The sequence below is a fragment of the Thioalkalivibrio sp. ALJ2 genome (genome assembly GCF_000378325.1).
Lineage (GTDB): Bacteria > Pseudomonadota > Gammaproteobacteria > Ectothiorhodospirales > Ectothiorhodospiraceae > Thioalkalivibrio.
The window spans coordinates 273,483-286,416 of the sequence record NZ_KB899554.1 but is presented as its reverse complement, the minus strand read 5'-3'; the positions used below and the strand labels follow the sequence as shown (position 1 = coordinate 286,416).

Below are 12,934 nucleotides of genomic sequence, written 5' to 3'. Positions count from 1 at the left end.
ATGGATCGCGCGCACAAGGGGCCGCTGGTCATCGGCATCGGCAACCCCTGGCGCGGCGACGACGGCATCGGCCACGCGGTGGTGGACGCGCTGGTCGACACCCCGGGCCTCGCCACCGCGAAAAGCCACGGCGAACCCGCCGAACTGATGGCGCTGTGGCAGGGTCATGATCCGGTGATCCTCGTGGACGCCATCGTCACCGGCGCCGCCCCCGGCACACTCCACCGCCTGGACGCCCGCGAGCCGCTGCCGCGCGGCGCCCGCTACTCCTCCCACGGCATCGGCCTCGCCGAGGCCGTCGAACTGGCCCGCTCCCTGGGCGAGCTGCCGGACACCCTCATTGTCCACGGCATCGAACCGACGTGCCTCAAGGACGCCGCCGATCTCTCGCACGAGGTCCGCGAGTCCATTGCCTCAGCCGTCTCCCGAATCACCGACGACCTCGCGGCGGCCATGCACGGGCAACCTCCGTGCACCAACAGAGCAGGGGCACAGCACTCGAACTGATTGAACGTGCTGGCGAAAGACGCGATATGGAGACCGCTCAGGACCTTGGAGGGCCGGCTATGGTGGCCAAATGGCGGGTCAAGGTGACCTGCCGGCGACAGTCTGGAGCCCGAGGCACTGTCAGCGTCCCTCGAACGCGGCGAGGATTTCGGCCTCCAGCAGGGATTCATCGCCGCTGTGGCGAGGGGAGAAGTGGAACGGGATGACCCGCCGCGCACCGGCCTCGCGGGCCAGCTGACCCGCCTGACGCGCGGTCAGATGGGCCGTGGTGGCGGCACGCTGTCCCGCGGCGTGGAGGAACGGGGCCTCGATGTAGAACAGGTCCGCGTCCCGGGCCAGTTCCACAATGGCGCGGCGGTTGGCCTCGTGGAAGGCGACATCGGTCACGTAGGCGATCTTCTGCCCGCGAGTCTCTTGCAGTACCTCCCGGCGCAGGCGCCCGAGCGGGAGTTCGCGCCGGTGCTCGCCGTGGCGGTCGTGCCAGGCGACCTCCACCGGGGTGTCGTCCGCCGCCTGCTCCCGCACCAGGCGCTTCAGGTGCGCGAGCCACGGACCGGTCGGCAGGCCGAGGGCCTCGAGTCGGTTGCGCCAGACGTTGATGTGGGTCTTCTCCTCCAGCACAAAACCGAGACAGGGGATGCCGTGATCCAGGTGCACCGCACGGATGCGGAAGCCGGGTTCGTCGAGCAGTACGCCATCGTCGGGTGCCGGCGGAGTGGCGTCCTCGCGGCGAAAGCTGTCGCCGGAACGAAACCGTGCGCGGGCATGGCGACCATCGGCGCCGAACTCGGTTACCTCGAACACCAGTTCGGTCGCGTAGTGGTGCAGCAGATTCCAGGTGTAACCCTGCAGGTGGTGGCCGGCACGTTCGATCAGACCCGGCGGTCCGTACAGCCGCAGGTGCGCATCGCGGCCCAGTAGCAGCCGTAACAGGGTGTCGAAGCCGATGAAATGGTCCATATGGGCATGCGAGACGAACACGTCCGACAGGCGCAGGACCCGGCGCGGAGGCAGGCGACTCATCTCGCCAAGGTCGAACAACAGCGCGCGGCGCTGGAACAGGCAGTCGATATAGAGCGCCGGGTCGCCGCAGGGTCCGTTGACCAGATGGGGGTGGAACAGTGGCGTCACCAGCGAACCCCCTCGCGAATGGCCCCGACATGGCCTTCGGGGCCTTTTGCTCCAGTGTCGCAGGAACCGCTAACCGGACGAACCGGGGTTGGAGTTCGGCAACCGGCTGAACGGGGACGAGAATGCACAGCCACGACGACGTTCAGGCGCTTGGAGGCGCGGTTTCGGCGTTGCAATGGGGCTCCACGATGCCCTGCGAACGAGAGGCCGGACCCGGGCTCACGGGCCTGGCAGGCGGTAGCCCAAGAGGATCCGCCAGCACAACGGAACCGCAGCATCGGGCGCGCCCGTTTTCGTCAACAACGGGCGGCCGGGCGCCTGCTGGCAATGGCTTGTGGGGTTGGCACCCCAGGTTTCCCTAATGGTGTGCGGAAACCGCAGCCGCAAACTCGCCGCAAAGCTCGTGGGTGGCCGAGTGGGAAATGTCTCCGAGGGACAGCATGCCCACCATCCGCTTGTCCTTGTTCATAACCGGCAGACGGCGGATCTGGCGCTCTTCCATAAGGTGTACGGCGTGTTCGAGGTCATCGTCCTCGAAGCAGTAGACGACCCCCGCTGTCATGACATCACGCGCCGTTAGGGACGCCATCTCTTTGCCCTCGGCGATGCCACGGCAGACGATGTCGCGATCGGTCAGCATGCCGATCAGGCGATCGTTCTCGCCAATCGGGACTGCGCCAATATCCTTCTCGCGCAGGAGCTTTGCGATTTCGATGATGGACGTGTCCGGAGCGCACCACTCCACTCCGCGGTGCATGGCTGATTTGATGTCCATGGCCCTGACCTCGCTGTATGAGTAATTACTCTTGTATAGCCAAGGCTTAGGGCACTGGCCAGGCGAATAATTTCATCATGCGGGCGAAGCGGAGGAATGGGCTCCGAACGACGAGGTCGATTGAGAAGGCCACAGCCATTCGACCGAGGACGGACCCGGGGGAGACACTGAATTAATCGCGCGTGCCCGCTCGGACGGCTCGGCGCACCCCTCACGACCGCACCAGGACTCCGCGGCGTGAAGCCCCGGGCGGTACTGGCATTCCCTGGCTCAGATGTGACCCAGCGCCTCCATGGCGCGCGCCACCTTGACGAAACCGGCGATGTTGGCACCCACCGTGTAGTTGCCGGGTGCGCCGTACTCCTCGGCCGTCTCGTGGCAGGTCCGGTGGATGTTGGACATGATCTCCTGCAGGCGGGCCTCGGTGTGTTCGAAGGTCCAGGAATCCCGGCTGGCGTTTTGCTGCATCTCCAGGGCGCTGGTGGCCACACCGCCGGCGTTGGCCGCCTTGCCGGGCCCGAAGGCGATTCCGGCCTCGCGGAAGGTCTGGATGCCCTCCGGCGTGACCGGCATGTTGGCGCCCTCGGCCACCGCAATGCAGCCGTTCTCGACCAGCGTCTTGGCATTCTTGCCGGTCAGTTCGTTCTGCGTGGCACAGGGCAGGGCCACTTCGCAGGGGATATCCCAGATACAGCCGTTCTCGGTGTACTTCGCGCTCTTCTTGCGCTCGGCATAAGCACTGATCGGGCCACGCTCGCGTTCCTTGATCTGGCGGACCAGCTCCAGGTCCAGACCGTTCTCATCGAGCAGCACCCCACGCGAGTCGGAACAGGCAACCACCCGGGCGCCCAGTTGCTGGGCCTTCTGGGTCGCATAGATGGCCACGTTGCCGGCCCCGGAGATCACCATGCGTTTGCCGTCCAGCGAGTCATTGCGGGCCTTGAGCATGTCCTCGGTGAAGAATACGGCCCCGTAGCCGGTGGCCTCGGTGCGAGCACGGCTGCCGCCCCAGTCCAGACCCTTGCCGGTGAATACGCCGGACTCGAAGCGGTTGGTCAGGCGCTTGTACTGCCCGAACATGTAGCCAACCTCGCGCTGGCCCACACCGATGTCGCCCGCGGGGACGTCTGTGTATTCGCCCAGGTGGCGGTACATCTCGGTCATCAGGCTCTGACAAAAGCGCATGATCTCCGCGTCGGAGCGGCCCTTGGGATCGAAGTCGCTGCCACCCTTGCCGCCACCAATCGGCAGTCCGGACAGGGCATTCTTGAACACCTGCGAGAAGCCCAGAAACTTGATGATCCCCAGGTATACCGACGGGTGAAAACGAATGCCTCCCTTGTACGGCCCCAGGGCACTGTTGAACTGCACGCGGAACGCACGATTGATGTGCAGCTCGCCGCGGTCGTCCTGCCAGGGGACACGAAAGATGATCTGGCGCTCGGGCTCGCAGATCCGCTGAATGATCTTCAGCTCGGCGAATTCCGGGTACTTCACCAGGACCGGGCCCAGCGTATCCAGCACGCCGTGTACCGACTGGTGGAACTCCGTCTCGCCCGGGTTGCGGTGCAGGACTTCCTGATAAATGGGTTCAAGCTTCTCGTCGAGACTTCCGTTCATTGGGTCGTATCCTGATGGTCAGATTCACGCGAATTTAGGCGCGGAGCAGCAGGAAAACAATCCCGACCGCCCCATGCCGGGGCTGCGCGGCTGTCGCGCCACCCGCTTGACCGACTCTCGGGCCGATGGGCGTCTGCGGGAACCCTGGAGGCGCCCGTGGGGCGCGGAAGCGGACTCACTCCGAGACGCGGTCCCGTTCGGGCGCGGGCGGGGTCGCGCGGGAGGAGACGCTGAGGGCGGTGACCGTGACGAGGATGAGGGCCATCCCGATGATCTGAACGATTGCCAGGCTTTCGTGCAGGATCACGACCCCGAACAGCGTGGCGGTGACCGGCTCGATCATCGCCACGATAGAGGCCACGGCGGGCGCGGTCGTCCGGAGCCCGTTGATGTAGAACGCGAACGACAGGCCCGCTCCAAACACGCCCAGCGCGGCGAACAGCGGCCAGTCCGTGGTAGTCAGGACTGCGGCCATCTGCGTGTTGTCGCCCGGCAGCATCAGCAGGATCACCAGCACGCCGAAGGCAATCGTAAGGATCGCCTGCGGGCTGCCATGCTGGCCCGCGTACTTGAAGCCAAAAATGAAGATCGCGTAGGACAGGCCCGCCAGCAGGCCGGCACCGGCACCGATGAGCGTCACGCCGCCGGCTCCGGTGTCGTAGATCTGGGTGAGCAGGACGATGCCGACCATGACCATCGCGATGGCCACCAGCTTGAGCGTGGTGGGGGTTTCCAGCTTCAGAGCGAAAGAGATGATGTAGACAAACACCGGGGCGCAGTACATCAGCGTGGCGGCAACCGCCACACTGCCATGCGCGATGCTGAGAAAGTAGAACGCGAAGTTACCGGCCACGCCCAGACCGGCCACGGCCGACCAGAACCACATCCGGCCACTCCCCAGCCCGCTGCCACCCGGGCGCCAGGCCAGCCACACCAGCACAAACAAGAGACCAATGGCCCCGCGGTAGAACGAGACCACAAAGGCATCCCATCCCTCGGCCATGAGGATGCCGCCAATCCCGCCGGACAGCCCCCAGAAGAAGGCCGCCAGCACCACCAGTCCCACACCCAGGCCCATCAATAGCTCCCTTTGTTTCGTTGTATGCAACGGGCCGTCATCGGGGACGGAACAAGGCCGAGGTTCTCGGGCAACCTGCCCGTCCGCTGGCTGGGAAGGCGCCGGCATCCCGCTTGGAGCCCCAGCAGGATACGTGCCCTGAAGGGCGCGTCCAGAACCACGGTACCCTGCCAGGCCTTTGGCTGCTCTGCTGGCGGGGCATGAGGCGGCTACGACATGGCTTCGTCGATCCGCTGGCTCACGCGGTCGGCGACCTTGCCTCTCACCACGACCGCGTCGGCTCCCGCCTGGCGCGCGGCCTTCAGCATCGCGCCTTCGACGTGGGGGCCAAAGGCCAGGATGGAGGCATCGGGACAGCGTTCGCGCCAGTTGGCCACGGTGTCCACGTCGCGGGTCGCCAGGTCGACCACCACCAGATCGGGGCGCTCGGCCCCATCGCCACTGGTGACCGTGGCCCCGGCCGAGCGCCAGCGGGATTCGAGGCGCACGCGGGTCATCAGGTCCGGGGTATCGAGGTGGATGTGCATGGGCGTCTCCGGCGGAAGGGGTCTGTGACCTGGATGCACAGCCTCGCGCACGACGGGCAGGCGCACCAGAGACGCCATACGGGACAGCGAAAATTCAGTCCCGGAAAACATCCGCGCCTGTGCGGTTGAGCGCACCCCCGGGTTGGAGGAAGCTTGAGGTTGACACCGACTGCGCTGGCGCACCGAACCCAAGGGAAACACTGATTAATGGACACACTGTTGCGGTTCCCTTGTGCAGAATGACTGCACAGCAGTCACCGCGCCTTGTTCGCACGCAAAAGCGACTCGAGCGCGAGTGTGTCCATTAATCCGTGTTTCCCAAGGAGTCGAGATGCACGAGTTTTCGTTGATGGCCGACCTGATGCGCAAGATCGAGCATGTGGCGGCGGACAATAACGCCGAGCGGGTGACCCGGGTGCGGGTGTGGCTGGGCGCGCTGTCGCACATCACGCCGGAGCACTTCCGCGAGCACTTCGAGGATGGCACCCGCGGCACGCTGGCCGAGGGCGCCGAGCTGGAGGTGGAGACCTCGGATGACGAGACCCACCCCGAGGCGCAACAGATCCTGCTGCGGAGCCTGGACGTGGCGTGAACACGGCCACGACACGCACCCCGGCGCGGGAGCACTGGCGCCTGGTCGTCACCGGCCGGGTGCAGGGCGTGGGATTCCGGCCATTCGTCGCGGCGCTGGCAAAACGCCTGGCGCTGACCGGGACGGTCGGCAACACGCCCGCGGGCGTGGTGATCGAGGCCGAGGGGGACGCGGCCAGCCTGGATGCGTTTCGTACGGCACTGGTGCAGGAGGCGCCGGTGGCCGCGCGGATCGATGGCATCTCTGTCAGCCCCGTAATCCCGACTGGCGCGGCCAGTTTCCGGGTCACCGCGGGGCCGAACCGGGGCGGTGCCCCCGCCCTGGCCCCGGACCGTGCCCCCTGCCCTGACTGCCTGGCCGAGATCCGCGATCCGGGATCGCGGCGCTACCGCTATCCGTTCATCGCCTGCACTGCCTGCGGCCCGCGCTGGAGCATCACGACCGCGCTGCCCTGGGATCGTGTCCACACCACCCTGGCTGACTTCCCGCTATGCCCGGCCTGTCGGGCGGAGTTCGAGAACCCCGGGGATCGGCGCTTCCATGCCGAGGCGATGGCCTGCCCGGACTGCGGACCCCGGCTCGTGCTGCGCGGGCCGGACGGCGCCGAACAGGTCACCGGTGATGCGGCACTGGATGCCGCTGTGGCGGCCCTGCGTGCGGGGCAGATCCTGGCTCTGAAGGGCCCAGGCGGGTTCCAGTTGCTGGCGGACGCCACCCGCGAAGAGGCCATCGCCCGCCTGCGCGCGCTCAAGCAACGCCCGGAAAAGCCGCTGGCGGTGCTGCTGCCGGACGGCGACTGGCTGGGGCGTCTGGCCCATGTATGCGCTGCGGAACGGGCACTGCTGGACAGCCCGGAGTCCCCGATCGTGCTGGTGGATCGCGAGCCGGGCGCGCCACTGGCCGGGAACATCGCCCCGGGGCTGAATCGCCTCGGCCTGATGCGGGCAGCCACACCTTTGCACCACCTACTGCTGTACGCGCTGGGCACCCCGCTGGTCTGCACCTCCGGCAACCGCAGCGGCGAACCGCTTTGTATCGACGGCGAGGAGGCGGTGGCCCGGCTGGGCGGGATCGCGGATGCCATCCTCGACCATAACCGGCCCATTGCGCGGCCGCTGGACGACAGCGTGTTCCAGTTCGCGGCCGGACAGCCGCAGTGTCTGCGCCTGGGACGGGGAGCCCTGCCCCTGCGCATCCCGCTGCCGCAGCCCGGCCCGGTCACGCTGGCGCTGGGCGGCCACCTGAAGGCGGCACCGGCGCTGGCCCTGGACCGCGAGGCCGTGGTCGGCGCCCATGTCGGCGACCTCGACAGCGATGCGGCCCTGCGCCGCCTCGACAGCGAGGCCCGCGCGCTGGCCGGGCTCTGCGGCGCGCAGATCGAACGCATCGCCTGCGACCGGCACCCGGACTATGCCTCCACGGCACTGGCAGAGCGCTCGGGCGCGCCGGTCTTCCCCGTGCAGCACCACCACGCCCATGCCGTGGCCTGTCTGGCCGAGCACGGGGTACAGGACCCGGCCCTGGCGCTGGTCTGGGACGGCGCGGGGCTGGGTGCCGACGGGACGCTCTGGGGGGGCGAGTGCCTGACCGTGGGCGCCGATGGCGACTGGCAGCGTCTGGGTCACCTGCGCCCGTTCCGCCTGCCGGGGAGCGAGGCCGCGATCCGCGAGCCGCGACGCGCGCTGCTCGGGCTGCTGCATGCGCACTTCGCGGGCGATACGGCGGCCCTGGCGGCCAGCCCGGTCCGGGCGCTGTTTAGCGATGCCGAGTGGGCACCCCTGCTCCGCGCCCTGGATCGCGGGGTCAATGCGCCCTGGACCAGCAGCGTCGGGCGGCTGTTCGATGCGGTGGCGGCCCTGACCGGGCTGCGCACCGGTGCCGGCTTCGAGGGGCAGGCCGCGATGCTCGTGCAGCAGGCGGCGGAGGCCTCACCGAGAGCAGCGGATGCCCCGGATCTGGTGCTGGATAACGCGATGCCCTGGCAGGCGGACTGGGGCCCGCTGATCGCCGCCCTGCTGGCCGCGCAGGCGGCCGGTGCCCACCCTGAGGCGATCGCCGCCCGGCTGCATGTCGCGCTGGCGCGGTTCGCGGTCGCCGCCGCCCGGGTGGGCGGGCGCGAGACCGTGGCATTGACCGGCGGATGCTTCCAGAATCGGCATCTGCTGCAATGCTGCGTGGCGGCCCTGCGCGACGCCGGCTTTCGCCCGCTGTGGCCACAGGCCGTTCCGCCCAACGATGGCGGACTGGCGCTGGGCCAGGCGGTGGTCGCGCGCCGCGCCGCACACCCGGCCCGACCGGAAGGAGGAGACTGACCCATGTGCCTTGCGATCCCCGGCCTTATCGACGCGGTAGAGGGCGACGACCCGCTGTTCCGCCAGGCGCGGGTCCGCTTCGGTGGCGTGGCGCGCACGGTGTCGCTCGCCTGCACCCCGGAGGCCGGGCCCGGCGACTACGTGCTGGTGCATGCCGGCATCGCGATCGCCACCATCGACGAGGCCGCGGCCGAACGCACCCTGGCGGCGCTGCGCGCGATCCCCGAACACGAGCCGCCCACCCCGGAGGGCCCGTGAGGCACCTGGACGAATACCGCGACCCGGCGCTGATCCTGCAGCAGGCGGAGGCGATCCGCGCGGCCTGCACCCGGCGCTGGACGCTGATGGAGGTCTGCGGCGGCCAGACCCACGCGATCCTGCGCCACGGGCTGGACGACCTGCTGGCGGGCTCGGTCGAGCTGCTCCACGGGCCCGGCTGCCCGGTCTGCGTGACCCCGACCGAGACCCTGGACCAGGCCGTACTGCTGACCCGCCGCCGGGAGGTGATGCTGTGCACCTTCGGCGACATGCTGCGCGTGCCCGGTGCGCTGGGCGACCTGAACGCCGCGCGCGCGGCCGGCGGGGACGTGCGCGTGATCTACTCGCCGCTGGATGCGGTCGCCCTGGCGCGCGAACACCCGCAGCGCGAGGTGGTGCTGCTGGCGGTGGGCTTCGAGACCACCGCCCCGGCCGCCGCGATCACGGTACTGCAGGCCGAGGCCCTGGGGCTGTCCAACCTGTCGCTGCTGGTCTCGCACTCGCTGGTGCCGCCGGCGATGGAGGCCCTGCTGACGGACCCGGCCCACCGCATCCAGGGCTTTCTGGCCGCCGGGCATGTCTGCACCGTGGAGGGGGCCGCGGCCTATCAGGCGATGGCCGAACGTTTCCGGGTGCCCATCGTGGTGACGGGCTTCGAGCCGGTGGACCTGCTGGCCGGGATCCGGGCCTGCGTGGAACAGCTGGAACGCGACGAGGCCCGGGTCGAGAACCGCTACGACCGGGCCGCCCGCGATGACGGCAACGCGGCCGCCCGCGATGCGGTCGCCCGCGTATTCGAGCCGGTGGAACGCGAGTGGCGCGGCATGGGCCGCCTGCCCACCAGCGGGCTGGGCCTGCGTCCGGCCTACGCCGGCTTCGATGCCGTCGCGCGTTTCGGGATCGCCTCCCCCGCGACCGACGAGGACGGCCCCTGCATTGCTGGCGAGGTCCTGCGCGGGCTGCGTCGGCCGACCGACTGCCCCGCCTTCGGCCGCGAGTGCACCCCGGACACCCCGCTGGGCGCACCGATGGTGTCCTCCGAAGGGGCCTGCGCCGCCTATCTGCACTACCGGGGCGGGGCATGACCACGGAGGTGGTCCGCCTCGCGCATGGGGGCGGCGGCCGGCTGCAGTCGAAGTTGCTGGACGAGGTGATCCTGCCGGCGCTGGGCACCCCGGCCCGCGGCGCCCCCGATGCCGCCGTGCTCGATGCACCGGACGGACGCCTGGCCCTGACCACCGACAGCTTCGTGGTGCGGCCGCTGTTCTTCCCCGGCGGCAACATCGGCCGCCTCGCGGTACACGGCACGGTCAACGACCTGGCAATGGCCGGCGCACGGCCTTTGTGGCTGATGCTGGGCCTGGTCCTCGAGGAGGGGCTCCCAGTGGAGGATCTGCGGCGCATCCTCGCCTCCGTAAGCGCGGCTGCCGAAGAATGTGGTGTGCAGGTGGTGGCCGGCGACACCAAGGTAGTCGAGGCCGGACGCGGCGACGGGGCCTATCTCAACACCAGCGGCGTGGGCGTCGTGCCGGAGGGGGTGCGGATCGCACCGGATGCGATACGGCCGGGAGACGTGCTGCTGGCCAGCGGCGATCTGGGCCGGCATGGCGTCGCCATCCTGGCCGCGCGCGAGGATCTAGGGCTGGACCCGCCGATCCCCAGCGACAGCGCCCCGGTCGCCGGGGCAGTGGCCGCGCTGCTGGCAGCCGCCGATCCCCAGCGACAGCGCCCCGGTCGCCGGGGCAGTGGCCGCGCTGCTGGCAGCCGACGTGCCCGTGCATGCCCTGCGCGACCCCACCCGCGGCGGCACAGTGGCTGCGCTGCAGGAACTGGCGGACGCCTCCGGCTGCCGCCTGGTGCTGGACGACGCAGCCATCCCGGTGCGCGAGGACGTGCGCGGGGCCTGCGAGATCCTCGGGCTGGACCCGCTGCACAGCGCCTCGGAGGGCCGCTTCCTGGCCGCCGTGCCGGAACCCACGGCCGAACACGCCCTGAGCGTACTGCGATCACGACCGGAGACGGCCGGTGCCGTCGCCATCGGCCAGGCCGAGGCGGGCGAGCCCGCGGTCATCCGACGCCTCGCGACCGGCGTGGAACGCCGGGTGATCCTGCCAGCCGGCGAGCAGTTGCCCCGCATCTGCTGAGGGACCACTGAAACCGCCCGATGGAGTCTGACAGAGACACGGGCCCGATGGAGTCTGACAGAGACACGGGATGACGGGCATGACGGCGGCGCCCGCCGGACGTTATGGTGAAACTCACGGTTCAGTCAGGAGAAACCCACGATGTCGATGCGCCCGTTGATTCCCGCATTCCTCGCGCTCGCCAGCAGCCCCGCCCTCGCCCACCCGGGGCACGGCCATGGCGACGGCTTCTCTCTGCTGCACTACCTGAGCGCCCCGGAACATGTGGCAGGACTGGTGTTGCTCGCTATGGTCGGCGGGGGCATTGTCGGCTGGTGGCTGCGCCGCCGAAGCCGTGACAACCGCCAGGACTGATCCAGGCGCCCCGCGCGTTCATGCGCCGGCTTCGAGCGGCCACCAGTAGCGCTGCTCGAAGTCCCGGTCCCGATCGCGTACCGGCACCGACTGGAAGCCGACCCGGGCGAAAAAGCCGGCCGCCGACGTCTGCGCCTTGACCAGCACCCCGTCTACATCCGCAGCGCGGGCGGCCTCCTGGCAGGCCACTACCAGTTGCCGTCCGACACCCGTACCACGGGCGGTGCGGGCCACGTACAGGCCGTGCAGCAACAGACCCGCCGTCACGCCCTCGGGCAGGTCGCGGGCACCTACCGATTCCCAGGTCGCCACACCGACCACCTGTCCGGCCTCCTCCCGCACGACGGCGTCCAGGAACATCAGATCGGCCTCGGTGTAGCGATAGGCCGGCAGTGCCAGCCGGCGTACCCGCTCCGGCAAGGGCCAGTCCTCGATCGCCTCGGCGACCAGCTGATTGATCGCCCCCAGGTCCTCACGGCAGGCGGGGCGCAGGCCCGAACTCTGGACAACGCTGGCGGCCATCGGACACCCCTTATTCGGCACGGTTCCTGCTGGGACCACGAGAGGGGTCAGGAGTGCCCCATGCCGAGGGCTTCACGACAGCGACATGTTCGATCAGAGATAATCACGCCGCACCGAAAAGAGACGACAGCGCACCATGACGGAACTGAAAAAAGCCATCGAGCACCAGCGCGAATATCTGGAAGCCCGGCTACAGGAGCCGCTGGCCGAAATCGCAGCCCGTATAAGCAAGGCCTGGCCGCGACGCGAGGCACTGGATTCGATCCTGGAAGAGGCGATCCGGCAGATCCCGGAAGCCACGTTTGTCTATGCCCTGAACACCGAGGGCATCCAGCTATCCGACAACATCTCGCGCAGCGGCGTGCTGCCGGAGCACTTCGGTCGCGACCGCTCGCAGCGCCCCTACATGAAGGAGGCGGTGCCAGCCGAGGGCTTCCTGCTGTCGGAGGCCTACATCAGCCTGCTCGGACGCCGCCCTTCGCTCACCTCGCTACAGCTGGTGCGCGACGAGAACGGCACGGCTCTCGGGTTCCTCGGCGCGGATTTCGACCTGCGCAACCTGCCGGATCTGTCGGAGGATCTCTACGAGGAACCGAACGAGTGGCGCCAGATCAAGGGCGACCCGTCCATCCGCGGCACCCTGTTCCTGCAGAGCCGCACCGAGAGCCTGATGGACCAGCACATCGACACCGCGCTGGCCATCCTGGAAGAGCTGTTCACCGAGCGCGGCGTATTCCAGGGCGTGTTCCACTTCTCCAGCTCGCGGGCGACGCTCTGGACTACGGAGGACCCCTACCGCTACCGCATCCTGACCCATGAATCCCTGGCCGACCCCGATGTCTGCCTCGCCTTTCCCCACGAGCCTTACCCGGAGGAAGCGCTGATCCCGAAAGAGTCCGTGGGCCGCGTGCTCGAAGGGCTCAAGGCCCTGCGCTTTGCCGACGAGACCATCTACCTGCGCTCGGCCTCGGTGAACCTGTTCAACGGCATGGTCAGCCTGACTTTCTCCTGCGACGGCTCCCACTACATGACCTGGGACGACTTCCTCGGCCGCTCCATCGACTTCTGGATCGGCGCCACCGGGTAAACGCCCTCGCGCGCTGACAGCGACCCG

Annotated in this window: 13 protein-coding genes and 1 pseudogene; 8 read left to right on the top strand and 6 right to left on the bottom strand. The window is 68.9% G+C overall.

Features of this window, described 5'->3' with window-relative positions:
- Positions 1 to 507, top strand: a complete 507-nt coding sequence (locus F468_RS0101300; RefSeq protein ID WP_018994474.1) for a hydrogenase maturation protease — start codon at positions 1 to 3, stop codon at positions 505 to 507.
- Between the two features lie 120 nt (positions 508 to 627).
- Here the strand turns inward: F468_RS0101300 and F468_RS0101295 are convergent, their stop codons facing one another.
- The 5 genes from F468_RS0101295 to F468_RS0101275 all read right to left on the bottom strand — a co-directional run bounded on the left by F468_RS0101295 (position 628) and on the right by F468_RS0101275 (position 5,638).
- Positions 628 to 1,638 carry an MBL fold metallo-hydrolase gene (locus tag F468_RS0101295; RefSeq protein WP_018994473.1) on the bottom strand — a complete coding sequence of 337 codons (1,011 nt, stop codon included), beginning with the start codon at positions 1,636 to 1,638 and terminating at the stop codon, positions 628 to 630.
- A gap of 358 nt (positions 1,639 to 1,996) precedes the next feature.
- On the bottom strand, positions 1,997 to 2,413 hold the full coding sequence (locus F468_RS0101290) for a CBS domain-containing protein (RefSeq protein ID WP_018994472.1): 417 nt from the start codon (positions 2,411 to 2,413) through the stop codon (positions 1,997 to 1,999).
- 270 nt (positions 2,414 to 2,683) lie between these two features.
- The gene (gdhA, locus tag F468_RS0101285) at positions 2,684 to 4,033 is read right to left on the bottom strand and encodes an NADP-specific glutamate dehydrogenase (RefSeq protein WP_018175114.1); all 1,350 of its coding nucleotides are present in this window, start codon (positions 4,031 to 4,033) and stop codon (positions 2,684 to 2,686) included.
- Between the two features lie 175 nt (positions 4,034 to 4,208).
- Positions 4,209 to 5,111, bottom strand: coding sequence for a DMT family transporter (locus tag F468_RS0101280; RefSeq protein WP_018139812.1), 903 nt, complete (start codon positions 5,109 to 5,111; stop codon positions 4,209 to 4,211).
- A gap of 209 nt (positions 5,112 to 5,320) precedes the next feature.
- Entirely contained in the window at positions 5,321 to 5,638 is a 318-nt protein-coding gene (locus tag F468_RS0101275) for a hypothetical protein (protein WP_018994471.1), read from the bottom strand.
- 331 nt (positions 5,639 to 5,969) lie between these two features.
- On the opposite strand from F468_RS0101275, the gene F468_RS0101270 reads away from it, so the two are divergent.
- The 6 genes and pseudogenes from F468_RS0101270 to F468_RS0101245 all read left to right on the top strand — a co-directional run bounded on the left by F468_RS0101270 (position 5,970) and on the right by F468_RS0101245 (position 11,298).
- Entirely contained in the window at positions 5,970 to 6,230 is a 261-nt protein-coding gene (locus tag F468_RS0101270) for a hydrogenase maturation nickel metallochaperone HypA (protein ID WP_018139810.1), read from the top strand.
- Entirely contained in the window at positions 6,227 to 8,542 is a 2,316-nt protein-coding gene (gene hypF, locus F468_RS0101265; protein ID WP_018994470.1) for a carbamoyltransferase HypF, read from the top strand. The genes F468_RS0101270 and hypF overlap by 4 nt, the downstream gene beginning before the upstream one ends.
- Before the next feature lie 3 nt (positions 8,543 to 8,545).
- Positions 8,546 to 8,800 carry a HypC/HybG/HupF family hydrogenase formation chaperone gene (locus F468_RS0101260; RefSeq protein ID WP_018175108.1) on the top strand — a complete coding sequence of 85 codons (255 nt, stop codon included), beginning with the start codon at positions 8,546 to 8,548 and terminating at the stop codon, positions 8,798 to 8,800.
- Positions 8,797 to 9,885, top strand: coding sequence for a hydrogenase formation protein HypD (hypD, locus tag F468_RS0101255; protein WP_018994469.1), 1,089 nt, complete (start codon positions 8,797 to 8,799; stop codon positions 9,883 to 9,885). The genes F468_RS0101260 and hypD overlap by 4 nt, the downstream gene beginning before the upstream one ends.
- Positions 9,882 to 10,944, top strand: a pseudogene (locus F468_RS13700) (AIR synthase related protein). The gene hypD and the pseudogene F468_RS13700 overlap by 4 nt, the downstream one beginning before the upstream one ends.
- A 141-nt stretch (positions 10,945 to 11,085) precedes the next feature.
- Positions 11,086 to 11,298, top strand: a complete 213-nt coding sequence (locus tag F468_RS0101245) for a hypothetical protein (protein WP_018175105.1) — start codon at positions 11,086 to 11,088, stop codon at positions 11,296 to 11,298.
- 18 nt (positions 11,299 to 11,316) lie between these two features.
- Here F468_RS0101245 and F468_RS0101240 read toward each other — a convergent pair whose 3' ends face one another.
- Entirely contained in the window at positions 11,317 to 11,820 is a 504-nt protein-coding gene (locus F468_RS0101240) for a GNAT family N-acetyltransferase (protein WP_018175104.1), read from the bottom strand.
- A 136-nt stretch (positions 11,821 to 11,956) separates the two neighbouring features.
- On the opposite strand from F468_RS0101240, the gene F468_RS0101235 reads away from it, so the two are divergent.
- Positions 11,957 to 12,907: a PDC sensor domain-containing protein gene (locus tag F468_RS0101235; RefSeq protein WP_018139803.1), complete on the top strand. Its 951-nt coding sequence runs from the start codon at positions 11,957 to 11,959 to the stop codon at positions 12,905 to 12,907.
- The last annotated feature ends 27 nt before the right edge of the window (positions 12,908 to 12,934 follow it).